Origin of the sequence: Streptomyces sp. NPDC048197 (genome assembly GCF_043202395.1) — a bacterium.
Classification (GTDB): Bacteria; Actinomycetota; Actinomycetes; order Streptomycetales; family Streptomycetaceae; genus Streptomyces; species Streptomyces siderophoricus.
Genome location: NZ_JBIDAJ010000025.1, coordinates 24,302 through 47,135, shown reverse-complemented (window position 1 = coordinate 47,135; position 22,834 = coordinate 24,302). Strand labels below are relative to the sequence as shown.

Annotated in this window: 20 protein-coding genes and 2 tRNA genes; 8 read left to right on the top strand and 14 right to left on the bottom strand. The window is 72.7% G+C overall.

The genetic code is table 11. From position 1 onward, the window contains the following. Window positions 1–87: 87 nt before the first annotated feature. The 6 genes from def to ACGF4C_RS27805 form a co-directional block, all read right to left on the bottom strand. Entirely contained in the window at window positions 88–717 is a 630-nt protein-coding gene (gene def / locus ACGF4C_RS27830; protein ID WP_393569538.1) for a peptide deformylase, read from the bottom strand. Window positions 718–783: 66 nt separating this feature from the next. After that, entirely contained in the window at window positions 784–1,770 is a 987-nt protein-coding gene (locus ACGF4C_RS27825; RefSeq protein WP_393569536.1) for a tetratricopeptide repeat protein, read from the bottom strand. Window positions 1,771–2,092: 322 nt separating this feature from the next. Next, window positions 2,093–3,463: an HD-GYP domain-containing protein gene (locus tag ACGF4C_RS27820; RefSeq protein ID WP_393569534.1), complete on the bottom strand. Its 1,371-nt coding sequence runs from the start codon at window positions 3,461–3,463 to the stop codon at window positions 2,093–2,095. Beyond that, window positions 3,460–4,938 carry an HD-GYP domain-containing protein gene (locus ACGF4C_RS27815; protein ID WP_393569532.1) on the bottom strand — a complete coding sequence of 493 codons (1,479 nt, stop codon included), beginning with the start codon at window positions 4,936–4,938 and terminating at the stop codon, window positions 3,460–3,462. The genes ACGF4C_RS27820 and ACGF4C_RS27815 overlap by 4 nt, the downstream gene beginning before the upstream one ends. A gap of 263 nt (window positions 4,939–5,201) precedes the next feature. Further along, on the bottom strand, window positions 5,202–5,591 hold the full coding sequence (gene rsrA, locus ACGF4C_RS27810) for a mycothiol system anti-sigma-R factor (protein ID WP_393569530.1): 390 nt from the start codon (window positions 5,589–5,591) through the stop codon (window positions 5,202–5,204). Next, window positions 5,588–6,295 carry a sigma-70 family RNA polymerase sigma factor gene (locus tag ACGF4C_RS27805; protein WP_362141090.1) on the bottom strand — a complete coding sequence of 236 codons (708 nt, stop codon included), beginning with the start codon at window positions 6,293–6,295 and terminating at the stop codon, window positions 5,588–5,590. Before ACGF4C_RS27805 ends, rsrA begins: the two co-directional genes overlap by 4 nt. Before the next feature lie 443 nt (window positions 6,296–6,738). Here ACGF4C_RS27805 and ACGF4C_RS27800 point away from each other — a divergent pair, with 443 nt between their 5' ends. Continuing rightward, entirely contained in the window at window positions 6,739–7,314 is a 576-nt protein-coding gene (locus ACGF4C_RS27800) for a helix-turn-helix domain-containing protein (RefSeq protein ID WP_393569621.1), read from the top strand. A 64-nt stretch (window positions 7,315–7,378) separates the two neighbouring features. On the opposite strand, the gene ACGF4C_RS27795 is transcribed toward ACGF4C_RS27800, so the two are convergent. Together ACGF4C_RS27795 and ACGF4C_RS27790 are read right to left on the bottom strand one after the other, a co-directional pair. Then, entirely contained in the window at window positions 7,379–8,026 is a 648-nt protein-coding gene (locus ACGF4C_RS27795) for an alpha/beta family hydrolase (RefSeq protein WP_393569528.1), read from the bottom strand. Window positions 8,027–8,118: 92 nt separating this feature from the next. Then, window positions 8,119–8,940 carry an SOS response-associated peptidase gene (locus tag ACGF4C_RS27790; RefSeq protein ID WP_030413489.1) on the bottom strand — a complete coding sequence of 274 codons (822 nt, stop codon included), beginning with the start codon at window positions 8,938–8,940 and terminating at the stop codon, window positions 8,119–8,121. A gap of 35 nt (window positions 8,941–8,975) precedes the next feature. On the opposite strand from ACGF4C_RS27790, the gene ACGF4C_RS27785 reads away from it, so the two are divergent. The 4 genes from ACGF4C_RS27785 (at window position 8,976) to ACGF4C_RS27770 (ending at window position 12,769) form a co-directional block, all read left to right on the top strand. Beyond that, on the top strand, window positions 8,976–9,689 hold the full coding sequence (locus ACGF4C_RS27785; protein ID WP_393569525.1) for a M50 family metallopeptidase: 714 nt from the start codon (window positions 8,976–8,978) through the stop codon (window positions 9,687–9,689). A 210-nt stretch (window positions 9,690–9,899) separates the two neighbouring features. Next, the gene (aroA, locus tag ACGF4C_RS27780) at window positions 9,900–11,273 is read left to right on the top strand and encodes a 3-phosphoshikimate 1-carboxyvinyltransferase (RefSeq protein ID WP_393569523.1); all 1,374 of its coding nucleotides are present in this window, start codon (window positions 9,900–9,902) and stop codon (window positions 11,271–11,273) included. Between the two features lie 13 nt (window positions 11,274–11,286). Beyond that, a complete protein-coding gene (gene rsgA, locus ACGF4C_RS27775) occupies window positions 11,287–12,294 on the top strand; it encodes a ribosome small subunit-dependent GTPase A (protein ID WP_393569521.1) in 1,008 nt (335 codons plus the stop codon). A 151-nt stretch (window positions 12,295–12,445) separates the two neighbouring features. Next, the gene (locus tag ACGF4C_RS27770) at window positions 12,446–12,769 is read left to right on the top strand and encodes a multidrug efflux SMR transporter (protein ID WP_030413485.1); all 324 of its coding nucleotides are present in this window, start codon (window positions 12,446–12,448) and stop codon (window positions 12,767–12,769) included. Between the two features lie 24 nt (window positions 12,770–12,793). Here ACGF4C_RS27770 and ACGF4C_RS27765 read toward each other — a convergent pair whose 3' ends face one another. Beyond that, window positions 12,794–13,465: a TetR/AcrR family transcriptional regulator gene (locus ACGF4C_RS27765; protein ID WP_393569518.1), complete on the bottom strand. Its 672-nt coding sequence runs from the start codon at window positions 13,463–13,465 to the stop codon at window positions 12,794–12,796. Between the two features lie 231 nt (window positions 13,466–13,696). On the opposite strand from ACGF4C_RS27765, the gene hisN reads away from it, so the two are divergent. Both hisN and ACGF4C_RS27755 read left to right on the top strand, forming a co-directional pair. Next, the gene (gene hisN / locus ACGF4C_RS27760) at window positions 13,697–14,500 is read left to right on the top strand and encodes a histidinol-phosphatase (RefSeq protein WP_393569516.1); all 804 of its coding nucleotides are present in this window, start codon (window positions 13,697–13,699) and stop codon (window positions 14,498–14,500) included. Between the two features lie 219 nt (window positions 14,501–14,719). Continuing rightward, window positions 14,720–15,121: a cyclic nucleotide-binding/CBS domain-containing protein gene (locus tag ACGF4C_RS27755; protein WP_393569619.1), complete on the top strand. Its 402-nt coding sequence runs from the start codon at window positions 14,720–14,722 to the stop codon at window positions 15,119–15,121. A 139-nt stretch (window positions 15,122–15,260) separates the two neighbouring features. Here the strand turns inward: ACGF4C_RS27755 and ACGF4C_RS27750 are convergent, their stop codons facing one another. Beyond that, window positions 15,261–16,724 carry a catalase gene (locus ACGF4C_RS27750; RefSeq protein WP_393569514.1) on the bottom strand — a complete coding sequence of 488 codons (1,464 nt, stop codon included), beginning with the start codon at window positions 16,722–16,724 and terminating at the stop codon, window positions 15,261–15,263. Between the two features lie 158 nt (window positions 16,725–16,882). Here ACGF4C_RS27750 and ACGF4C_RS27745 point away from each other — a divergent pair, with 158 nt between their 5' ends. Continuing rightward, a complete protein-coding gene (locus ACGF4C_RS27745) occupies window positions 16,883–17,305 on the top strand; it encodes a Fur family transcriptional regulator (protein ID WP_393569512.1) in 423 nt (140 codons plus the stop codon). Window positions 17,306–17,404: 99 nt separating this feature from the next. Here ACGF4C_RS27745 and ACGF4C_RS27740 read toward each other — a convergent pair. The 4 genes from ACGF4C_RS27740 to ACGF4C_RS27725 form a co-directional block, all read right to left on the bottom strand. Further along, window positions 17,405–17,478, bottom strand: a tRNA-Met gene (locus ACGF4C_RS27740). Between the two features lie 86 nt (window positions 17,479–17,564). Further along, a complete protein-coding gene (locus ACGF4C_RS27735) occupies window positions 17,565–19,415 on the bottom strand; it encodes a tetratricopeptide repeat protein (protein ID WP_393569510.1) in 1,851 nt (616 codons plus the stop codon). A 208-nt stretch (window positions 19,416–19,623) separates the two neighbouring features. Next, window positions 19,624–19,697 (bottom strand) — tRNA-Met (locus tag ACGF4C_RS27730). A 118-nt stretch (window positions 19,698–19,815) separates the two neighbouring features. Continuing rightward, on the bottom strand, window positions 19,816–22,707 hold the full coding sequence (locus tag ACGF4C_RS27725; RefSeq protein ID WP_393569617.1) for a UPF0182 family protein: 2,892 nt from the start codon (window positions 22,705–22,707) through the stop codon (window positions 19,816–19,818). Window positions 22,708–22,834 lie beyond the last annotated feature (127 nt).

The window sequence follows — 22,834 nt, the reverse complement described above, 5'->3', positions numbered from 1 at the left end:
GGGCCCCGCCCCGGGGGGGGGGGGGCGCGGCGCCCCCCCCCCCCCCCCGCGCCCCCCCCCCCCCCCCGCCGGTCGTCCCGCGTCCGCTCAGTCGTTGGCGACCACGGGGTAGCGCGGCTCCCGCTCGGCCATCTGCCGCAGCGCGTCCTTGCGGTCCCGCTTGGACAGCCGGTCGATGTAGAGGTAGCCGTAGAGGTGGTCGGTCTCGTGCTGCAGGCAGCGCGCGAAGTAGCCGGTGCCCCGCACGGCGATCGGCTCGCCCTTGGCGTTCTGGCCACGCACCACGGCGTAGTCGGGACGGGCCAGCTCGGCGTACGCACCGGGCACGGACAGGCAGCCCTCGTTGGAGTCGTCCAGCACCCGGCGCTCGGCGGGCAGCTCGTCCAGGACCGGGTTGCAGACCGCGCCGACGTGCCGGACGCCCTCGTCGTCCAGGCAGTCGTAGACGAAGACCTTCAGGTCCACACCGATCTGGTTGGCGGCCAGGCCCACGCCCTCGGCGGTGCGCTGGCTGGCGAACATGTCGTCGATCAGCTGGGCCAGGCCCTCGTCGAACTCCGTGACGTCCTTGCACTCCTTGTGGAGCACCGGGTTGCCGACCACGGTGATCGGGCGGGAGGTGCCGCGCTCCCGGTGGGCGGTCTCGCGCTCCTCGCAGTCCTCCGTGTCGACGATGAACTCGACGCTCTCCTGCTGATCACTGTCCTGCTGGGCCATCTCCGCCGTACGCCTTCCTCAAAACCCTGATGGGACGCCCTACAGCCTACGGTGGCGGCCCGGCGCTCAGCAGACCTCTTCCAGATCACGCCATTCGCGGGTGTCCGGGCTGTCCGCGACCCAGCCGTCGAGCAGCCCGCGGACCAGCGCGGACGGTGCCGCGATACCGCATTCGCGCTCCGGCACCCACAGCGAGCCGGAGCCCGCGGTGCGGTGGCCCAGCGGGCCGGGGTGGCCCGGTTCGCTGTGGTCGTGCGGGTCCAGGTGCTCGCCGTCACCCTCGTCGCTGGGCATCCGGCTCTCCGAGCACGTACGGCACAGCAGGCGTACGGAGGACGACCAGTCCTCGGCGGCGAAGCCGGCGTCGGCCGCCAGCCGCTCCAGGGCGTCCCGGTCCGCCTCGGTGGCGGCCTCCAGCAGCACCACCCAGGTGGGGACCGGGGAGGGCGCCCACAGCTCGATCTCGTCGAAGACCGGGTACGCCTGCCCGTCGGACGTCGTCCGCTCGCCGTGCGGGACGCCGTCGTGCAGCACGACCTCGCCCCAGCGCCGCCCGGACGACGGCAGCGGGATCGACAGCACCTCGATGCGGGCCGGGTCCAGCCGGCGGCCCCAGACCACCTCGGCCTCGCCCTCCGGGGAAAGCCGGACCGCGGCGCTGCCCAGGGCCATCCCGACCGGTTCGCCGGACGGCGAGCCCTCACCGGGGACCTTCAGGCCGTACGCCTGCCAGGCCCGGCGGGCCAGCGGCCAGTCCTGGAGGGCGGTGGCGGCGATGCCGACGTTCCACCAGTCGGGCGCACCGGTCTCGCGGTCGAGCAGCGCCACCGCGCGCAGACCGGCGGCCCGGGCCTGCTCCCAGTCGTGCCGGAACTTGTGCAGCAGGGCGAGGTTGAACCAGGACTCCGACAGCCACGGCTCCATGTCCGCGGCCCTGGTCAGCAACGCCCCCGCGTCCTCGTAACGGCCGTCACCGATCAGCGTGAAAGCGCGGTCGGTCGCCTGCCGCCACGAGGCGGAGGGCCGGTGCCGTACCTTGCCGAAGATCCTCACGATTCCCGCCTGCTGGTTGCTCTCGATGCCGCCAGGGGGTCTCCCGGGCGGCTCCCGGGGCCCTTCCGGGGGGCCCACTCGACAACCTGCCACAGATTGCCGTCGGGCTCAGCCTGGTTTGCTGCTCCCCCCTGCGGCTGATGCCCTTCACCGACCCCCTGAACCCCCTGGGACGCTCCTCACAGGGGCTTCCTTCGCATCCAACCATGCCCGTCTCGGAGGCCGCTCATTACCCATGGGTTCTGGCACTTCGGGCGGAATTCCGCAAGCGGAGGGAACCGAAGGGCGGTACGGGGGCCGGGCCGCCCCGGTGCGGTCCTTCTCACACCTGCCGGCCGCCGCGGGCCAGGACCCGGGCGAGCGCCTCGACGACACGGGGCTCGTGGTCCTGCGCGGTGGCCAGCCGCAACCGCTCCAGGGCGCGCAGCCGGCCGCCCGGCCCGCCGGCGCCGCCCGCCAGGTCGTCGTAGGCGTTGACGGTCCGGACGATACGCGCGGTGACCGGCTGGTCCGGGTACGGGTCGGCCTGCCGCTCGACGATCATCGCGACCTCGGCGGGCACCCCGGTCTGCCGGACAACGGCGCCGCCCAGCAGGGCGATCCGGCGCTGTTCGGCGGGCGGCAGCGGGGCGGTGGCACCGTCCGGCACCGGGTCCAGGAGGGAGAGCTGACCGATGTCGTGCATCAGCGCGGCGTATTCCAGGACGTCCAAGTCCGGTTCGGTCAGGCCCAGTTCGCGGCCCACCGCGCGGCTGAGCACGGCCACCCGGCGGGCGTGGCCGTGCGGGGTGTACCCGGCGATCTCGGTGGCGCGGGCCAGCGAGGCGATGGTCTGGCGGTACGTACCGCGTACCGCCGCGAAACGGCCGAAGGCGAACTGGGTCAGCAGCAGCGGCAGGCAGAACACCGGCAGTGCCCACAGGCCGGCGACCGCGGTGGCGAGCGCGATCACCACACCGGTGGCACAGACGGCCGTGCCGATGCCGGGCAGCGCCCGCAACTCGTCGCGCAGCAGCGGACAGTACGGCCAGCCGGTGCGGGCGTGCGCCAGAGTGGCGGCGAGTACGGCGTCACACAGCGTGGTCAGCGCCAGCAGGCCGATCAGGAAGAACGGATAGGCCGGTCCGTTCGCCACCCAGCTGCCCAGGGTGCCGGTGTTGTAGAGGGGCTGGAAGCAGGTGGCGGCGAATCCCGTGGTCAGCACCCGGCGGGCGAGCCGGTCCGGCGCCGTGCACCGGCCGCGCGCGACCTGCGGGACGACGCCGATCAGGGCGGCCGCCAGGACCACGGCCACGGTCTGGGGGACGCCGTGTGTCGTCGGCCGGCCGCCCGCCTCGCCGAGCAGCGCGTACGCCAGTGCCCCGGCCGCGCCCAGCGGGGCCGCCGTCCGGTCGTCCTGCGCCCGACCCGGCCCGGTGGCCGGCGCGGGGCCGCAGGCGGCCAGTTCGCCGGCCGCGATCAGCACGCCGAAGGCCAGTGCGATCCCCGGCTGGTCGAGCCCGGCCCACAGGGTCCGGCCGAGGGACCAGCAGGCCAGCACGGCGGCGGCGGTGTGGACGGCGGCGACGACGGCGCGGCCTCCGGGGTGGCGGGCGGTGGTCCGCGGGCCGTCCGGTACGGCGGTGGGCCGGCCGTCGGCCGCCGGACGGCCGGTCCGCCGGGGATCCGGGGGCTCTGCCCGGGTGCCGCTCATCGCGGACCACCACCCCGGCGAGCGCTGCCGGCGGCGGCCCCGGGCACCGGCTCGGGCACCGCGCCGGCCGGCCGGTCAGCGCGGCCGTCCGGGGCGGGTCCCGCCGCTCCGCCGGCGTCCCCGGCCCGGTCCGCCAGCCGCTCAGGCGTGACGTTTCCGCTCCGGGCCGCGCCCGGCCCGTCGTCCGCCGCGGTGACCTGGTCCGGGTCCCAGCCGTGCCGGTGCAGCGCCGCCGCCAGTGCCCGCACCATTCGCGGGTCGAACTGCGTGCCGGCACATTTGCGCAGCTCCGCGACGGCCACCGGCACCGGCCGGGCCCGGCGGTAGGACCGGGTGGAGGTCATCGCGTCGAAGGCGTCCGCCACCGCCACCACCCTGGCGAACTCCGGGATCTGGTGGCCGCGCAGACCGTACGGGTAGCCGCGCCCGTCCAGCCGCTCGTGGTGGTGCAGGATCGCCGCCCGCGCCTCCCCCAGGAAGCCGATGCCGCGGACGATCTCGTGCCCGTACTCCGGGTGCAGCTCGATCACCCGGCGCTCCTCCGGGGTCAGCGGCCCGTCCTTGCGCAACAACCGGGTGGGCACGCCGAGTTTGCCGACGTCGTGCAGGATGCCGGCGAACCGGAGCGCCTCGGTCCGGTCCTCCGCCATGCCCAGCTCGCGGGCGATCATCACCGAGGCGCGGCCGACCCGTTCGCCGTGCCCGCGGGTGTAGCGGTCCTTGATGTCCACGGCCGTCACGAGCGCCCGGATGGTGGCCTGGTGGGCGGCGCGTTCGCGGTGGCAGCGGTCGAAGACCCAGCACGAGAGGCACATCGGCAGCAGCACCAGCAGCGCCGCCGGCGGCCCGTACGAGCTCCGCCACAGGACCGCCATCATCAGCCCGGCCAGACCGTGCACGAGGTACCGGGCCTGGCCGGGGGCGAGCAGTCCGCGCCAGGCGGTGCGTACCGGATGCCGTTCGGCGGCGATCAGGATGCCGCCGTCCAGCGCCGCGAGCACCGCGCAGCAGACGGCCGCGGCGGCCAGCGCCGGCAGCAGCAGGAGGGGAAAGCGCGGGGTGGCCGGGTCCGGGTGGCCCAGGGCCCGGAAGGCCGCGGCGGCCGCACCGCAGGCGAGGGCCTGCTCGGCGGCGTGCCATATCCGGCGGGCGGTGGCCGCCCGGGGCCGGACCGGGGCGAGCAGCGCTCCGGGGACGGCGGCCAGCGCGGCCAGCGCCGGCGGGAGCAGGAAGACCCCGGCGAGGACCAGGGGGCTGGTCCAGCCCGTGCCGCCGGTGCGCGTCCGGTCCGGCAGCCGGCGGCCCAGGAGCGGGCAGCGGGGGATCCGTTCGCCCAGTGCGTACAGGGCGGCCAGGGCGAGGGCGGTGCCCCAGGGGGCGCCCGGTCCCGGCCGTAAGGCCCAAGCGGTGCACAGCGCGGCGGCCAGGGCCGTACCGCCGATGTACCCTCGCGCGGCCGCCGGAAGTTCCCGCATCGCGCCCTCCTCACCGTGCCCGCCGGCTCCGCCCCGTTCCGGGGGCGGGGACGGCCCTCGGCACGCCGCATCCGCAGCGCGCTCGGGTCGGTGAGAATAGAGGGGTTGGCGCGCCCGGGAAGGCGCATCAGTGGATCGGGCGGGAGGAATCGCCCCGCCCCTCACTCATTGGGGTGATGTGCCGCGGTCTTCGCCCGCACGGCCGCGGTCCGTGCAACGTGGCGGGGAGTTGATCACCCAGGGGCCCTGCCGGTCGCCGTCCTTCAGGCGTCGGCGGTACGGGGGCCGGCCGCCGGGCCGGAGCCGGCGCCGCCGGTCTCCGCCTCACGCGCCTGCTGCTCCCGCTGGGCCTGTTCGTGCCGGGCCTGCTCCAGGACGCTCATCTCGGGCACGGCCTCGCCGGCCCGGATGAGGTCGATCCGGCCCATGACCTTGGAGCGCAGGTCGCTGGGGACGTCGTCATGGCCGCAGCAGCGCTTGACAAGCTTCTTGACGGCCTGCTCCAGGCCGTACTTCTCCAGGCACGGCGAGCATTCGTCGAGATGCACCTGGAATTCCGCGCACTCCCCGGCGGGCATCTCCCGGTCGAGATACTCGTAAAGGTGGTCAAGGACCTCTGAGCAGTCCTTCTCGTGCGGCTCTCCGCAGCTCATGATCCCGAGCCTTTCCGGTCGTGCGATTCCGACGTCCGCGCGGCCTGCGGGTCGTCCGCAGTGGCCGCACCCGCCGGAACCAGCCCGCGTTCGCGGGCGTAATCCTCCAGCATGCCGCGCAGTTGGCGGCGGCCGCGGTGCAGACGGGACATCACCGTGCCGATGGGTGTCCCCATGATGTCCGCGATCTCCTTGTACGCAAACCCCTCGACGTCGGCGAGGTAGACCGCGATGCGGAATTCCTCCGGGATCGCCTGCAGGGCGGCCTTCACGTCCGAGTCGGGGAGGTGGTCCAGCGCCTGGGACTCCGCCGAGCGCAGCCCCGTCGACATGTGCGACTCGGCGCGCGCCAGCTGCCAGTCCTCGATCTCCTCCGCCGCGCTGCGCTGCGGCTCGCGCTGCTTCTTGCGGTAGGAGTTGATGAAGGTGTTCGTGAGGATGCGGTACAGCCACGCCTTGAGGTTGGTGCCCTCGCGGAACTGGTGGAACGACGCGTACGCCTTCGCGTACGTCTCCTGGACCAGGTCCTCCGCGTCGGCCGGGTTGCGCGTCATGCGCAGGGCGGCGGAGTACATCTGGTCGAGGAAGGTGAGCGCGTCCCGCTCGAAGCGCGCATTGCGCTCGGCCGCACTCTCCTGCCGGCGGTCGGACATCTCCTCGGCCGAGCCGTCGGTCCCTGCGTCGGTACCGGTGACCGGACCCACCTCCTCCAACACCGTCACGGATCCGGAAGCGGACCCACTCGATTCGGAGAATAGACGACGATCCGGTGCCGCCGCCGCTCCAGCCAGGGCGGGCTGTGCCACCTGCATCTGCGACCACGACAGATCAGCGGCCGGGCGGGCCGGGCAAGCGATTCCCATGCGGCGGACTCCCATTCCTCGTGCTTCGCTGGACGTACGCGCGTCCGTACGAAAGCCACAACAGCCGCCCCGGTCCGCGCATTCCCGCTCCGCGCGATCTTCTTCCGGCGGTTTCCCGTCCGGTTTCCCGTCCCGGGGTTGACAAATGTGGTTGCCGGTTCGGCAATGGGAGCGTGGACGACGACACTGCCGGCACCCCGCCGGACCGCACGGTGGCCGCCCCGGCGGCCGGCTCCTCCCCCGACGGCGCCCCGGCACCAGCCCCGGCACCGGCACCGGACCAGATCTACGACCGGGTCCTCGCCGAGGTGGGGCCCCGGCTGCGGCGGCTCCGGCAGGAGCGCGGGGTGACGCTGGCCGCGCTGTCCGAGGCGACCGGCATCTCGGTGAGCACCCTCTCGCGCCTGGAGTCCGGCGGCCGCCGGGCCACCCTCGAACTGCTGCTGCCGCTGGCCCAGGCACACCAGGTGCCGCTGGACGAGCTGGTGGGCGCGCCGGAGGTGGGCGACCCCCGGATCCGCGCGGTGCCGCAGCGGCGCGGCCGTATGACGGTGGTGCCGCTGACCCGCCAGCCGGGCGCGCTGCAGGCGTTCAAGCTGGTGATCGATCCCGTCGCCGGCCCGCCGGAGCAGCGGATCCACGAGGGCTACGAGTGGCTGTACGTGCTGTCCGGACGGCTGCGGCTGCTGCTGGCCGACCGCGATGTGGTGCTGCGGGCCGGGGAGGCGGCGGAGTTCGACACCCGGCTGCCGCACTGGTTCGGGCCCGCCGACGGAACGCCGGTGGAGGTGCTGAGCCTCTTCGGGCGGCAGGGCGAGCGGGTGCACGTACGGGCCCGGCCGCGCGGGCAGGGCGACTGAGTGCCGGCGCCGGCGGGCCCGTTGCGGGTGCGCGGGCCCTCGCCGGTGCGGTGCGGGGCCGCCCTCAGCCGAAGAGCCCGTCCAGCCAGGCGAGTACGGCGTCGGTGAGGACGGCCATCGTCGCCGCCTCGTCGACGCCCGCCTTCTTCGGGACCGCGAAGCCGTGGTCGCCGTGCGGCACTTCGGCGAGCTCCGTGCCCGGCGGGAACTCCTCGGGCCGGCCGAAGGGGTCGCGGCCGCCCTGGACGACCAGCGTCGGCACCCCGGCGCCGGTCAGCTCCTCCACCCGGGACTTCTCCGGCCTGCCCGGTGGGTGCAGCGGGAAGCTCAGCGCCAGTACGGCCCCGGCGCCCAGCTCGCGGGCCGTACGGCAGGCCACCCGGGCGCCCGCGCTCCGGCCGCCGGCGACCACCGGCAGCCCCGGCTTCTCCAGCGCGGGCCACAGCGCGGTCCACGCCGCGTCCAGGGTCTTCGGCGCCGGCGCCAGCTTCTTGCCGGCCACCCGCCACGGCTGCTCGACCAGCGCCACCGGGTAGCCGCGGGCCGGCAGCGCGGCCGCCAGTGCCCGCAGGTCGCGCGCCTCGATACCGCCGCCGGCGCCGTGGCTCACCGCCACCACGGCCCGCGCCGGCGTCGCCGCGCGGTGCCAGGTGATCCGGGCCTCGCCCGCCGGCGTCCCGACCGTCTCGGTCTCCTTCGCCCCTGTGCTCATAGGCCCATCCTGCCCGCGCCGGGACCCGAACGGCACCGCCCCACGCCCGTCGCCGGGGCCTTCGGGCCGGGCCTGGCCGGGTGCGCACCGGCTCAGAACAGCGTGCCGACCTCCGGCCCGTCGAGTTCGGTGACCAGCTCGGGGCCGTTGTTGCGGACGTTGCTGACGTCGGTCGGTACGGGATGGGCGCGCATCAGCCCGGGCGGCGGGGGCGCCAGCAGTTCGCGCAGTTCGTCGGGGTCCGTACGGCCCGCGTCGAGCCAGGCGTCCCAGCGGTCCGGGGGCAGCACCAGCGGCATCCGGGGGTGGATCTCGGCCAGCGACTGCGGGCCGGCGCCGCCGTCCGCCCCGGCCAGCGGGGTGGTCTCGGCGGCGGTGGTGACGACCGTGCAGGTCACCCACCAGGCCAACGGGTGGTCGCCGGGGAGCGTGCGGTCCCGCCAGAACTCGTACAGCCCGGCCATCGCCATCACGGAGCCGTCCGCGGGCGTCACGAAGTAGGGCTGTTTGCGGGGCCGCTTCTTCCGGCCCTGCTCCTCCAGCTCTCTCTCGGCCGCGTCCGTGACCCACTCGAAGTAGCCGTCACCGGGGATCAGACAGCGCCGGGTCGCGAAGGCCCGCCGGAACGACGGCTTCTCGTGGACCGTTTCCGCCCGCGCATTGATCATTCGTGCCGCGCCGTCGGGTGATTTCGACCACGACGGGACCAGCCCCCACTTCAGCGGCCGCAGCTGGCGCACCGGCCCGTCGGGGGCACCCTCGCCTTTGAGGGGACGCTCCAGCACCGCGTGCACGGTGGCCGTCGGCGCCACGTTCCAACTGGGCGCCAGCGTCTCCTCGGGCTCCCACTGCTGCACCCCGAACAGGCCGACCAGGTCCTCGGGGCGACGACTCGCTGCATACCTCCCGCACATGCATGCCACACTGCCATGCCACACGAAGGGGAGACATGGAGACCGACCACCTCACCGACATATGGGGCCGGGTCACCGGGTCCCAGCCCGCCCCGTCGCTCTGGCTGGTGATCGCCACGGCGGTGCTCGCCCTGGCCGCCGTCGTCCCGCACACCGCGTGGCGGCTGTCGCGCAATGCGATCACGATCGCCCACGAGGGCGGGCACGGCCTGATCGCGCTGCTCAGCGGGCGTCGCCTGGACGGCATCCGGCTGCACTCCGACACCTCCGGACTGACCGTTTCCCGCGGCAAACCGACCGGTCTCGGCATGGTGCTGACCGCTGCGGCCGGTTATGTGGCACCGTCCCTGCTCGGTCTGGCCGGCGCCGCCCTGCTGGCGGCCGGGCACATCACGGCACTGCTGTGGGGCGCGACCGCACTGCTGCTGGCGATGCTGGTCATGATCCGCAACGCCTACGGCGTGCTCACCGTCGTCCTGGCCGGCGCCGCCTTCCTGCTGGTCTCCTGGCTGACCACACCGGACGTGCAGGCCGGCTTCGGGTACGCGGCGGTGTGGTTCCTGCTGCTGGGCGGGGTGCGGCCGCCCTTCGAGCTGATGGGCAAGCGGCGCCGGGGCGGAGCAGTGGACTCCGATCCGGACCAGCTGGCGCGGCTGACCCATGTCCCGGCCGCGCTGTGGCTCGGTCTCTTCCACGTGGTGACGCTGTGCTCGCTGATCGGCGGCGGGCGCTGGCTGCTCGGCCTCTGAGGTCACCGGCGGCCCCCGGTCGTCAACGGCGGCACGCCCCGTACTCCCGCCCGGTATGTCCGCAGCGCCTCGTACGTCCGCCGTGCGCGGCCCGTACGTCCGCCGCTCCGCACTTCCGGCACGCGCGCGCACTACCAGTGCCATGTTTCGGATGGGTTGCGCCACTTTTGATCAAGATCGGCACCCTTGCCCAGCCATTAAAGTAAGGGCATGACCGAGAGCCCCGCACATCCCGCCCTGTGGCCCGCCCCCGTCGCACCCGGGGCCGTCGATGCAACCGTCACCGTGCCCGGCTCCAAATCGGTCACCAACCGCGGCCTGGTCCTGGCCGCCCTCTCCTCCGAGCCCGGCTGGCTGCGCCGCCCGCTGCGCTCCCGCGACACCCTGCTGATGGCCGAGGCACTGCGCACCCTGGGCGTCGGCATCGAGGAGACCGCCTCCTCCAGCTCCGCCGGCTCCGCGGACGCCGTGGACCGGCCCGGCGGCGGCGAGGCCTGGCGGATCATCCCGGCCGGTCTGCACGGCCCGGCCACCGTCGACGTCGGCAACGCCGGAACGGTCATGCGCTTCCTGCCGCCGGTCGCCGCGCTCGCCGACGGCCCGGTCCGCTTCGACGGCGACCCGCGCTCCTACGAACGCCCGCTCGGCGGCGTGATCGACGCACTGCGCTCGCTGGGCGCCCGGATCGACGACGACAACCGCGGCGCGCTCCCGATGACGGTCTTCGGCAGCGGCGCCCTGGAGGGCGGCGCGGTGGAGATCGACGCCTCCTCGTCCTCGCAGTTCGTCAGCGCCCTGCTGCTGTCCGCGCCGCGCTTCAACCAGGGCGTCGAGGTCCGGCACGTCGGCGCGGCCCTGCCGTCGATGCCGCACATCCGGATGACCGTCGACATGCTGCGCAGTGTCGGCGCGCAGGTGGACACCCCGGAGGCGGGCGGCGAGCCCAACGTCTGGCGGGTCACCCCGGGCGCGCTGCTCGGCCGCGACCTGGTCGTCGAGCCCGATCTGTCCAACGCCCAGCCGTTCCTGGCCGCCGCGCTGGTCACCGGCGGGCGGGTCACCATCCCGGACTGGCCCGAGCACACCACCCAGCCCGGTGACGCGCTGCGTGAGATCTTCACCACCATGGGCGGCTCCTGCGAGCTGACCGACCAGGGCCTGACCTTCACCGGCAGCGGCCGGATCCACGGCATCGACGTCGACCTCGGCGAGGTCGGCGAGCTGACCCCCGGCATCGCCGCGGTCGCCGCGCTCGCCGACTCCCCCTCCACGCTGCGCGGCGTGGCCCACCTGCGGCTGCACGAGACCGACCGGCTGGCCGCGCTCACCAAGGAGCTCAACGAGCTCGGCGGTGACGTCACCGAGACCGCGGACGGGCTGCACATCCGCCCGCGCCCGCTGCACGGCGGGATCTTCCACACCTACGAGGACCACCGGCTGGCCACCGCCGCCGCGGTCATCGGCCTCGCGGTCGAGGGCGTGGAGGTGGAGAACGTCGCCACCACGGCCAAGACCCTGCCGGACTTCCCCGCGCTGTGGACGGACATGCTCGCCGCGTCGCCCGGCCCGGCCCGGAGAGCCTGAGGGACCGGCCGCCATGCGCCGCTACGGCAAGAACCCCGATGAGGACGACGTCCGCGTCCGCCCCAACCGCAAGGGCAACCGGCCCCGCACGAACATCCGCCCCAAGCACGAGGACGCGGCCGAGGGCCTGGTCCTGACCGTCGACCGGGGCCGGCTGACCTGCCTCATCGAGGGCCGGACGGTCACCGCGATGAAGGCCCGCGAACTGGGCCGCAAGAGCGCGGTGGTCGGCGACCGGGTCGCCGTCGTCGGCGACCTGAGCGGCGCCAAGGACACCCTGGCCCGGATCGTCCGGGTCGAGCCGCGCACGTCCACGCTGCGCCGGACGGCCGACGACGACGACCCGTACGAGCGGGTGGTGGTCGCCAACGCCGACCAGCTCGCCATCGTCACCGCGCTCGCCGACCCCGAGCCGCGCCCCCGGCTCATCGACCGCTGCCTGGTAGCCGCCTACGACGCGGGCCTGGACCCGCTGCTGGTGCTGACCAAGTCCGACCTGGCGTCCGCCGACGCGCTGCTGGAGTCCTACGGCACGCTCGGTGTCCCCGCCATCGTCACCAACCGCGACGAACTCACCGACGGCAGCGCCGCCGAGCGGGTCCGCGAGTCGCTCAAGGGCCGGATGACGGCGTTCGTCGGGCACTCCGGCGTCGGCAAGACGACCCTGGTCAACGCGCTGGTCCCGGAGCGCCGCCGGGCCACCGGCAATGTCAACGCGGTCACCGGCCGCGGCCGGCACACCACCACCTCCGCGCTGGCGCTGCCGCTGCCCGGTGACGCGGGCTGGGTCATCGACACCCCCGGCGTCCGCTCCTTCGGGCTGGCGCACATCGACCCGTCCCGGGTCATCCACGCCTTCCCCGACCTGGAGCCGGGCACCGTCGACTGCCCGCGCGTCTGCAGCCACGACGAGCAGGACTGCGCCCTGGACCAGTGGGTCTCCGACGGCCATGCCGACCCGGCCCGGCTGCATTCGCTGCGCCGGCTGCTGTCCACCCGTGAACGACGCGAGGGCGACTGATCTCCCGGATGTCGCTGCCGTCCGCCCGGGACAACTGCATAATCACACCAAGGCTGGCGCTCGTCACCGGCCGCTGACCGCCAGGCGGGGCCCCAGCGGAGTGAGGCTGAAGTCCCGTCGTCACTCGTCCGGCTGACGGAGGCAATGGGGCATGGCGTGGCTGCTGGTCGTGGTGGCGGGGCTGCTGGAGACCGGCTTCGCGGTCTGCCTGAAGCTCTCGCACGGTTTCACCCGCCTCCTGCCGACCATCGCCTTCTGCTCCTTCGCGCTCGCCAGCTTCGGCCTGCTGACCCTGGCCCTGCGCAAGCTCGACGTGGGTCCGGCGTACGCGGTGTGGACCGGCCTCGGCGCGGCCGGGACGGCGGTCTACGGCATGGTCTTCCTCGGTGACGTGGTCTCCACCCTGAAGATCGTCTCCATCACGCTGGTCATCGTGGGCATCGTCGGGCTCCAGCTGTCGGGCGGCGCCCACTGACCGGGCGACTTGCCTGACAGACCGTCAACCACGCCCGGCCGCGCCCTGCGTGCCGTCCCCGGCCAGCCGCCCGAACGCGCCCCGTACGAGCCGCGACACCGCCTCGGCCTCCTGGTCCCGCCGCGCCCGCTGCGCCGGTACGCGTCCCGGTGGCGCCCCCGGAGGAACCGGCGCGGGCGGGGCCACCACACAGGACAGCGTGAGCCTGGCCGCGGTCTCGCAGGCGGAACCCAGGGCGGGCAGTTCGTCCGCGGGCCAGTCGGGCTCCAGGGCCGCGACCGCCTGGGCGCAGAACCGGCCGACCAGCTCGCCGGGCGCCGGCTCGGCGGCCGCCGCAGGAGCCGGCAGCCGGTCCCCCCAGCAGCCCGTCAGTGCCGCCCTGACCAGGGGGTTCGCCCGTGCGGTCCGGAGCGTCCAGGCGGCCGCGGCCACCACCCGGGCGGCGCCGTCACGGCGTGTGGTGGACCTTCCGCCGCCGCCCCGGGCGAGCACCCTGGCAACCCCGGCGAGGTAGTTGTCGGTCTCCCGGCGCACCAGGGCCCGCGCCAGCCCGTCCTTGCTGCCGAACTCGTTGTAGAGCGTCTGCCGGGACACCCCGGCCGCGGCGGCGACCTCGACCATCCGGATGTCGGACCAGGGCCGGGCGGTCAGCGCCGTGTAGGCGGCGTCCAGCAAGGATTCACGCGCTGCGGGCATCCGTCGCCTCCCCGGCCGCCGGCCCAGGTGGCCGGTGTGCGCACAGAATTGAGGCGGCGTCAGGGGCTGTCAAGGGGCGTCGCGGCGTCCTCGTCGAGGCTTCGGGCGACCGGCCCGCCGCCGGGGCCCGAGCGGGCGCGGCCGGGCCGGCACCCGCCGGACGGAGGGCGTCACACGCCCGCCGGGCATGGTCGTGTGGCCCGCAGGTATACCAATGGATACTGTTCGCACATGCCCGACTATCACGATGATCTTCGCCTCGGCCATGTCCTCGCCGACGCCGCGGACGCCGCCACCATGGAGCGCTTCAAGGCGCTCGACCTGAAGGTCGAGACCAAACCGGACATGACGCCGGTGAGCGAGGCCGACAAGGCCGCCGAGGAGCTCATCCGCGGCCAGCTCCAGCGGGCCCGGCCGCGGGACGCGGTGCTCGGCGAGGAGTTCGGCAGCGAGGGCGCCGGACCGCGCCGCTGGATCATCGATCCGATCGACGGCACCAAGAACTACGTCCGTGGCGTGCCGGTCTGGGCGACGCTGATCGCACTGATGGAGCGCGGCGAGGGCGGCGACCGCCCGGTGGTCGGCATCGTCTCCGCGCCGGCGCTCAACCGCCGCTGGTGGGCGGCGGAGGGCCTGGGGGCGTTCACCGGCCGCAGCCTGACCTCCGCGTCCCGCCTGCAGGTGTCAAGGGTCGGCCGCATCCAGGACGCCTCGTTCGCGTACTCCTCGCTCACGGGATGGGAGGAGCGCGGCAAGCTGTCCGGGTTCCTCGACCTGAGCCGGGACTGCTGGCGCACCCGGGCGTACGGCGACTTCTGGCCGTACATGCTGGTCGCCGAGGGTGCGGTGGACATCTGCGCGGAGCCGGAGCTGTCGCTGTGGGACATGGCGGCCTGCGCGGTGGTGGTCAAGGAGGCCGGCGGGCAGTTCACCGGCCTGGACGGCAGGCCGGGCCCGCACAGCGGCAATGCGGCGGCCTCCAACGGTCTGCTGCACGAGGACCTGTTGAGCTACCTCGGCGACGCCGCCCACTGACCCGCCGGGAACGCCCGCTTTTCTGACGGCTTTTGTCCGCCGCTCACCGCGCTGACCTGTGACGCAGCGCCTCCAGGGGCGGGCGTTCGGACATCCGTCCAACACTTGCCCCTTGTTACCACGCTCGACGGCATGTGAACATGAGAATCCCCAAGTTTGTGAACTTGTGAATGCGTTCGCAAGGCACATTCACCAAGGAGGTGGCTCCACTCCATGCCCATGTACGTCAAGGACGCCATGAGCACGGTGGTCCTCACCATCGGTCCCGCTCACACCCTCCGCCAGGCGGCCCAGCTGATGGCGGCCCGCCGCATCGGCTCGGCCGTGGTCCTCGACAGCGACAACAGCGGCATCGGCATCCTGACCGAGCGCGACATCCTCAACTCCCTCGGCGCGGGCGAGAATCCCGACCGGGAAACCGTGCACGCCCACACCACCCCGGACGTGGTCTTCGCCGCTCCGGACTGGACCCTCGACGACGCCGCGGACGCCATGGTCCGCGGCGGTTTCCGCCATCTGATCGTGCTGAACGACCACGGGCCGGTCGGCGTGGTCTCCGTCCGCGACATCATCCGCTGCTGGTCGACGGCCGGCCTACGGGCCGGCGCCGTCCCGGCCTGACCCCAGGTCAGAACGGCACCCGAGGAAGCGCCGGGCTCCTGGAGCCGGGCGCACGAAGAGGCCGGAGCCCCTTGGCATCCGGCCTCTTCGGCTGTTACGGCAAGCGGCCGCCGAGCGGCCCCGAAGGGCCGTTCGGTGATCAGCCGCGCAGGGCCTGGACCGCGACCTGAAGCCGCTTGCCGTAGTCCGCGTCCGCCTTGCGGAAGTTCTCGATCGCCCGCTCGGCGATGTCGTCGCGGGAGACCTTGGCGAGGAAGCCCGCCAGGTTGTTGATCAGGCGCTCCTTCTCGTCCTCCGTCATCAGGCGGTAGAGGTTGCCGGCCTGGACGAAGTCGTCGTCCTCGGCGTGTGAGGGCGCCGCCTGCTCACCGGTGGATCCGGTGACCGCGGCCGGCTGCCACAGCGGCAGACCGGTCTGGGCGGGACCGCCGAAGCTGTTGGGCTCGTAGTTCTTCTGCCGGCCGTGGCGGCCGTCGTAGAGCGCGCCGTCCCGGCCGTGGCTGCGCGCCTCGGTGGCGTGCGGGCGGTTGACCGGCAGGTGGTCGGCGTTGATGCCGACGCGGTAGCGGTGCGCGTCGCCGTACGCGAACAGCCGGCCCTGGAGCATCTTGTCGGGGGACGGGCCGATGCCCGGCACGAAGTGGTGCGGGCTGAAGATCGACTGCTCGACCTCGGCGAAGATGTTCTCCGGGTTGCGGTTGAGCTCCAGCTTGCCGATCTCGATGACCGGGTAGTCCGCGTGCGGCCACACCTTGGTCAGGTCGAACGGGTTGAAGCGGTAGGTCGCGGCCTCGGCGGCGGGCATGATCTGCACGCCGACGGTCCAGGTCGGGAACTCCCCGCGCTCGATCGACTCGCGCAGGTCCCGCTGGTGGCTGTCCGGGTCCTCACCGGCGAGCTTGTTGGCCTCGTCCTGGGTGAGGTTCTTGATGCCCTGGTCGGTCTTGAAGTGGTACTTGACCCAGAAGGCCTCACCGGCGGCGTTGTTCCACTGGAAGGTGTGCGAGCCGAAGCCGTCCATGTGACGGTACGAGGCGGGGATGCCACGGTCGCCGAACAGCCAGGTCACCTGATGGGTGGCCTCCGGGCTCAGCCCCCAGAAGTCCCAGACGTTGTCCGCCTCCTGAGAGCCGGTGTACGGGTCGCGCTTCTGGGTGTGGATGAAGTCGGGGAACTTGATGGCGTCCTTGATGAAGAAGACCGGGGTGTTGTTCCCCACGAGGTCGTAATTCCCCTCCTCCGTGTAGAACTTCAGCGCGAAGCCACGGGGGTCACGCACCGCGTCGGCCGCGCCGAGGCTGCCCGCGACGGTGGAGAACCGGAGGAAGACCTCGGTCTGCTTGCCGACCTCGGAGAGGAACGCGGCGCGCGTGTACGGCGTCACGTCGGCGGTGACCGTGAACGTGCCGTACGCGCCGGCGCCGCGGGCGTGCACGATGCGCTCCGGGATGCGCTCGCGGTTGAAGTGCGCGAGCTTCTCGATCAGGAGCTGGTCCTGGATGAGGCCGGGGCCGCCGATGCCCGCCGTCTCGCTGTTCTGGTTGTCCGCGACCGGAGCGCCGGCCTCCGTGGTCAGCGGTCCGGTGGTGCTCTCTACCGACACGTGCGCCTCCTGAAAGTCTCTTCACCTGCCCTGGGCTTGCGCCGTACCCGATCCTACATTGGACAATGTCTAAGTCAAGAAGAACCCGAAACTCGTACCCGATCCGGCGATGGACGGCCGCTGGTACCCTGGCACTATCTGACTGATAGGTGATTGGCATGAGTGACCTGCTGGAACGACTCCGGGGACGCGGCTGGCGGCTGACCGCGCAGCGACGCGTCGTCGCCGAGGTCCTCGACGGGGACCACGTCCACTACACCGCCGACGAGGTGCACGCCCTGGCGGCCGGCCGGCTTCCCGAGATCTCCCGCGCCACGGTGTACAACACCCTGGGCGAGCTGGTCTCGCTCGGTGAGGTCATCGAGGTGAGCACGGACGGCCGCGCCAAGCGCTACGACCCGAACGCCCACCACGACCACCAGCACCTGATCTGTTCGCAGTGCGGCACGATCCGTGACGTGCACGTCCACGGCGACCCGCTCACCGCCCTCCCCGAGCCGGAGCGGTACGGCTTCCAGGTCTCCGAGGTCACCGTGACCTACCGGGGCATCTGCCCCAACTGCAGCAGCACCTCGTCCTGACGCGCGCAGCGGCCACCGGCCTGCCGGTGGCCGCCCGCCCGGCGGGTGCGCATACGACGAAGGCCCGGATTCCTGGGAATCCGGGCCTTCGTCCTTCAGTAGCGGGGACAGGATTTGAACCTGCGACCTCTGGGTTATGAGCCCAGCGAGCTACCGAGCTGCTCCACCCCGCGTCGTTGTGCCCATACTCTAACCCCCGCCGGACGACCGGTGCAAATTCCTTTCACCAGGCCGTCCGCACCGGTCCACCGGCCCGTCGCTACGCCGTCAGCTCGTCCTGCAGGGCGGTACGCAGCCGCGCGGCGCGCTCGGCGACCTCCGGCGGGCCCGTCTCGACGGCGTGCGCGCACCAGCGCTGCGCCTCGGCGAGCGCCCCGCGGCGGGCCGCGAGCAGCGCCAGCCGGAGCGCGGCCCGGCCGTGTCCGGCCTCCGCGGCGCGCTGCCACCACAGCGCCGCCTCGGGCAGGCTCCCCTCACGGGCCAGCAGCAGCCCGAGGTTGAAGGCACCGTTCCGGCTGCCCGCCTCGGCCGCCGTGCGGTACCAGTCGGCGGCCTCGACGACATCCCCCCGGGCCGCCGCGAACATGCCAACCCGGACCTGGGCGCGGCGGTGCCCCTGGCGGGCCGCCCGCTCGTACCACTGCGTGCTCTCGTCCTCCGCCGTACGGTCGCCGTCCGCCTGCCCCGCACCGGCCGCCGAGGCCTGGCGGTCGAGCAGGTCGGCGAGCCGGAAGGCCGCCTCCGCGCTGCCGCCGTCGGCCGCGCAGCGCAGGTTGCGCTCGGCGTCCTGCAGCCGGCCCTCCCGCAGCTGCACGATGGCCACCTGCAGCGCCGCGTCGGTGTGCCCGGCCGCGGCCGCCCGCTCGTACCAGGTGTGCGCGGTCCGCTCGTCGCCGCGACTCGCGTAGAGGATGCCGAGGTTGAACGCGGCGTCCACGCTGCCCGCCTCGGCCGCCTTGGAGAACCACGGCTCGGCCCCCGAGGCGTCACCGCGCTGCAGCAGCAGGATCGCCAGCGCGTTGGCGGCCTCCCGGTGCCCGGCGTACGCGGCCCGGCGGTACCACTGCTCGCCGCGGCCCGGACGGCCCTGCTCGGCGCAGAGCAGCCCGATGTTGTAGGCGCCGTTGACGTCCCCGGCGTCCAGGGCGACGCGGTACCAGCGCTCGGCGGTCTGCAGTTCGCCGCGGTCGGCGTGCAGCGCGCCCAGCGCGTTGGCGGCGTTGCCGTCGCCGTCCTGGGCGGCCCGCCGCCACCATTCCGCGGCGCTCTCCTCGTCACCGGCGTCGCGCAGCAGGTAGCCCAGCGCACAGGCGGCGCGCGCCTCACCGTCCTTGGCGGCCGACAGGTACCAGCGGCCCGCCTCCTGGACGTCGCCGCGGTCCTCCAGGAGCGCGCCGAGGTGCAGCGCGGCCCTGCGGTGGCCGCGGGCGGCGGCCTGGCGGTACCACTGCTCGGCCTCCTCCTGCTGGGTCAGCTCGCCGTACGCGGGCACCGCCCGGCGGTCGGCCTCGCGGCCGTCCTCGACGAGCCGGGCGAGGCGGTACGCGGCCTCGCGGTGGCCACGCTCGGCGGCCGCCCGGAACCAGCGCTCGGCGCCGGCGTCCCCGCGGTGTTCGAGCAGGTCGGCGAGGGCGTACGCGCCCAGGCAGTGGCCGGACTCGGCGGACTGGCGCAGCCAGTACTCGGCGGCCGGCTCGTCGCCGCGCTCGCGGTAGTGCCGGCCGAGGGCGTGCGCGGCGGCGGCGGAACCGGCGACGGCGGCGATCCGCCACCAGCCGGCCGCCTCGTCGCCGTAGCCGCGCTGGTGGAGCAGGACGCCGAGGTTGTTGGCCGCGGCGCGGTCGCCGGTGGCGGCCGCGGACCGCAGATGCGGCTCGGCGCCGTCGAGGTCACCGCGGCGCAGCAGCATCGCGCCCAGGGCGCTCATCGCGGCCGGGTCGCCCGCCTCGGCGGCCCGGCGGTGGCCGGTCTCGGTCACGGCATCGGACGCCTCGGCGGCCTCCGCGGCCTCCATCGCGTCGATCTGCAGCTCGGATTCGCGCCCGTCGTCGGGCGCAGGTACAAACCGGTCCGTCTCCAACAACCTTGCCTTGTCCCCCATAAGACCCATCGTCGCATCACCCGTAACCCGCGTACACCTGGTATACCGCAGCCAGTGAGGTCACTTCAGCGGTTTGTCGACTTCCCGACACGACGACATGTCAAACTCAAGCACACAGGTTCCCCACACGAGCCGTGCGACCCGGCTTTCTTTCCGGATCGGTGCCTACACATGACGAAGGCCCGGATCCTTGAGGATCCAGGCCTTCGACCTTCAGTAGCGGGGACAGGATTTGAACCTGCGACCTCTGGGTTATGAGCCCAGCGAGCTACCGAGCTGCTCCACCCCGCGTCGTTGTGCCGTCAATCTATCACGGTCCCGCGGGGCCGCCGCACAGCCCAAAAAGCGGCGCGGCCCCGCGGCGGCCGGTACGCACCGGCTGCCGCGGGGCCCCTGCACCGCCGGGAGGTCAGCTGCCCGGCTTGCCGGCCTTCTGGGCGGCCTTGGCGGCGCGGTCCAGCGCCGCCTTCAGCTTCTTCTTCGCCTCGTCGTACCCGGCCAGGTCGCGCTGCCCGAGGGCCTTCTCGCCCTCCTCGTACGCCTTCTCGGCATCGGCCAGCGCCTGCTGCACGGTCTGGTCGGCCGGCGGCTGCTTGCCCGTGTCGCCGCCCGGCGGGTGCTCCGTTCCGGAGCTGGCCGCCTTCTTGCCGAAGACCACGTCCAGCGCGTCCTTCAGGGAGTCCTCCAGGACCGGCTTGCTGTCGCCGTAGCTCACCAACACCTTCTTCAGCAACGGGTAGTTGGTGTTGGCACCGCGCAGGTACACCGGTTCGACATAGAGCAGTCCGCCGTCCAGGGGCACGGTCAGCAGATTGCCGTACTCGATCTCCGAGTCGCCGAACTTCTTGAGGATGTTGAGCTCGTTGGCGATGACCGGGTCGGAGTTGAACTTCGACTGCACCAGCTGCGGGCCGGGCACCGGTGTCTCCGACGGCAGCTTCAGCAGCCTGATCCTGCCGTAGTCACCGCTGGTCGCATCGGCGTCGACCGCCATGAACGCGCCCAGGTTCTCCCGCTTGTTGGGCGTGAAGGTGGTCGTCAGCGAGAAGGCCCGGCCCTTCTGGTCCGGCATCTTCATGCTCAGGTAGTACGGCGGTACCGCGTTGCCCGACTTGGTGGTCGGGTCGTTGGGGATCTGCCAGCGCTCGGAGCCGGTGTAGAACGTGTTCGGGTCCGTGACGTGGTACGTGGTCAGCAGCTGGCGCTGCACCTTGAACAGGTCCTGCGGGTAGCGCAGGTGCTCCTTCAGCGACGGGCCGATCGCGCTCTTCTTCTCGACCGTGCCGGGGAAGGCCTTCATCCAGGTCTTGAGGACCGGGTCCTTCTCGTCCCACTGGTAGAGCTTGACCGAGCCGTCGTAGGCGTCCACCGTCGCCTTGACGGAGTTGCGGATGTAGTTGACCTGGTTCTGCTGGGCCACCACCGCCCGCTGGCCGTCGGTGAGCGAATCGGCCGTGGTGTCCCCGAGCGTGGTGCGCGAGGCGTACGGATAGCCGTTGCTGGTGGTGTAGGCGTCCACGATCCACTTGATCCGGCCGTCGATGACCGCCGGATAGGCGTCGCCGTCGATGGTCAGCCACGGGGCGACGGACTCGACGCGCTCCTTCGGCGTGCGGTTGTACAGGATCCGCGAGTGGTCGCCGATCGCGCCGGAGTAGAGGATCTGCGGCTCACCGAAGGCCACGGCGTAGGCCGCGCGGTTGATCGGGTTGGCGAGGCTGACGCCGCTGTTGCCCCGGTAGCTGTAGCTCTTCTCGGTGCCGTCGTGGGAGTAGTCCAGCTCCTGCTGCGGACCGCCGACGATGGAGTACTGCGTGGTCTTCTCGCCGTAGTACACCCGCTGCTCGTACGGCTTCGCGCTCAGCTGCCCCTTGGCGGGCAGGCCGGACTCGGTGTACTTGGGGCCGCCGCCCTCACCGGTCTCCGTCCCCTTGGCGGCGACCACGCCGTGGCCGTGGGTGTACTTGAAGTGGTCGTTGATCCAGTTGCGCTCGGGGATGCCGGCGATGTTCAGCTCGCGCAGACCGATGACGGTGTCCTGCTCGGCGCCGTCCTGGTCCTTGTACCGGTCGACGTCGAGCGTGGAGGGGAACTGGTAGTACCCCTTGACCTGCTGCTGTTGCTGGAAGGCCGGCGAGACGACGTTCGGGTCGAGCAGCCGCATGCTGGCCGTGGCGTCGGCGTCGTCGCGCAGCCGCTGGCTGTCGTCCTTGCCGGTGGGCTTGTCATTGCCCTTGTACGGCGTGACCTCCGAACCCTGGATGTCGTACGCGTCCCGGGTCGCCTTGATGTTCTGCTTGATGTACGGCGCTTCCTTGGCCTGCTCGTTGGGCTGGACCTGGAACTTCTGCACGATCGCCGGATACAGCCCGCCGATCAGGATCGCGGAGAGCACCATCAGGCCGAAGCCGATCACCGGCAGCTGCCACGTACGCCGCCACAGGGTCGCGAAGAACAGCACCGCGCAGATCGCCGCGATGAAGAACAGGATCGTCTTCGCCGGCAGATAGGCGTTGGCGTCCACATACCGCAGGCCCGTCCAGTTGTCGGCCGACTTCAGGCCGCTGGACTTCACCGCGAGGCCGTACCGGTCGAGCCAGTACGCGATCGCCTTGAGCGAGACGAAGATGCCCAGCAGCACCGACAGATGGCCGGTGGCGGCGGCGGTCGCGCGCGAGCCGGGGCTGGTCAGCCGCAGCCCGCCGTAGAGGTAGTGCGTCAGCGCCGCGGCCACCAGGGACAGCACCGCGGCGGCGAAGCCGAAGCTCAACAGGAAGCGGTACCAGGGCAGATCGAACGCGTAGAACGCGACGTCCATGCCGAACTGCGGGTCCTTCTTGCCGAACGGCACGCCGTTGACCCACTGGAGCCACGTCTGCCACTCACCGGACGCGGACGCGCCGGCGATCAGGCCGACCACGGCCGCGATCGCGATCAGCGCCCACTTCTTGAAGGGCGCGACGCCCATGCGGTAGCGGTCCAGGCTCTGCTGCTCCATGGACATCGCGCTGAGCGGCGGGCGCAGCCGGTGCGCCAGCCAGATGTTGAGGCCGACGGCCACCGCCATCACGATGCCGAAGGCGAAGAACAGGCCGATCTTGGTCCACAGGGTCGTGGTGAAGACCGAGGAGTAATGGACCGAGCGGTACCAGAGCCAGTCGGTCCAGAACCCGGCGAACATCACGAAGAGCATGGCCAGCACGGCCAGCACGCCCAAGGTCATGAGCAGGGTCCGGATCCGCCGCGACGGTCGGCCGACTCTGATCCGTGGCCCGGACGGGCCTCCGCCGCGGTCCGGCATCTGGAAAGCCAAGGTGCGCACCTCGAAGTTTCGCTGTCGTGTGGAGCAGGCCCGGCGATAGTAGGACCCAGTGATGCAACTTACGAAGGCTTTACCCGGTTCCCGATTTCGGGGGTGGACAAGGCAC

Excerpts from the sequence above, each read along its gene's own strand:
- def (WP_393569538.1), bottom strand. The coding sequence starts at position 717 with ATGGCCCAGCAGGACAGTGATCAGCAGGAGAGCGTCGAGTTCATCGTC.
- ACGF4C_RS27820 (WP_393569534.1), bottom strand. The coding sequence starts at position 3,463 with ATGAGCGGCACCCGGGCAGAGCCCCCGGATCCCCGGCGGACCGGCCGT.
- ACGF4C_RS27815 (WP_393569532.1), bottom strand. The coding sequence starts at position 4,938 with ATGCGGGAACTTCCGGCGGCCGCGCGAGGGTACATCGGCGGTACGGCC.
- rsrA (WP_393569530.1), bottom strand. The coding sequence starts at position 5,591 with ATGAGCTGCGGAGAGCCGCACGAGAAGGACTGCTCAGAGGTCCTTGAC.
- ACGF4C_RS27795 (WP_393569528.1), bottom strand. The coding sequence starts at position 8,026 with ATGAGCACAGGGGCGAAGGAGACCGAGACGGTCGGGACGCCGGCGGGC.
- ACGF4C_RS27790 (WP_030413489.1), bottom strand. The coding sequence starts at position 8,940 with ATGTGCGGGAGGTATGCAGCGAGTCGTCGCCCCGAGGACCTGGTCGGC.
- ACGF4C_RS27785 (WP_393569525.1), top strand. The coding sequence starts at position 8,976 with ATGGAGACCGACCACCTCACCGACATATGGGGCCGGGTCACCGGGTCC.
- aroA (WP_393569523.1), top strand. The coding sequence starts at position 9,900 with ATGACCGAGAGCCCCGCACATCCCGCCCTGTGGCCCGCCCCCGTCGCA.
- rsgA (WP_393569521.1), top strand. The coding sequence starts at position 11,287 with ATGCGCCGCTACGGCAAGAACCCCGATGAGGACGACGTCCGCGTCCGC.
- ACGF4C_RS27770 (WP_030413485.1), top strand. The coding sequence starts at position 12,446 with ATGGCGTGGCTGCTGGTCGTGGTGGCGGGGCTGCTGGAGACCGGCTTC.
- ACGF4C_RS27765 (WP_393569518.1), bottom strand. The coding sequence starts at position 13,465 with ATGCCCGCAGCGCGTGAATCCTTGCTGGACGCCGCCTACACGGCGCTG.
- hisN (WP_393569516.1), top strand. The coding sequence starts at position 13,697 with ATGCCCGACTATCACGATGATCTTCGCCTCGGCCATGTCCTCGCCGAC.
- ACGF4C_RS27755 (WP_393569619.1), top strand. The coding sequence starts at position 14,720 with ATGTACGTCAAGGACGCCATGAGCACGGTGGTCCTCACCATCGGTCCC.
- ACGF4C_RS27745 (WP_393569512.1), top strand. The coding sequence starts at position 16,883 with ATGAGTGACCTGCTGGAACGACTCCGGGGACGCGGCTGGCGGCTGACC.
- ACGF4C_RS27735 (WP_393569510.1), bottom strand. The coding sequence starts at position 19,415 with ATGGGTCTTATGGGGGACAAGGCAAGGTTGTTGGAGACGGACCGGTTT.
- ACGF4C_RS27725 (WP_393569617.1), bottom strand. The coding sequence starts at position 22,707 with ATGCCGGACCGCGGCGGAGGCCCGTCCGGGCCACGGATCAGAGTCGGC.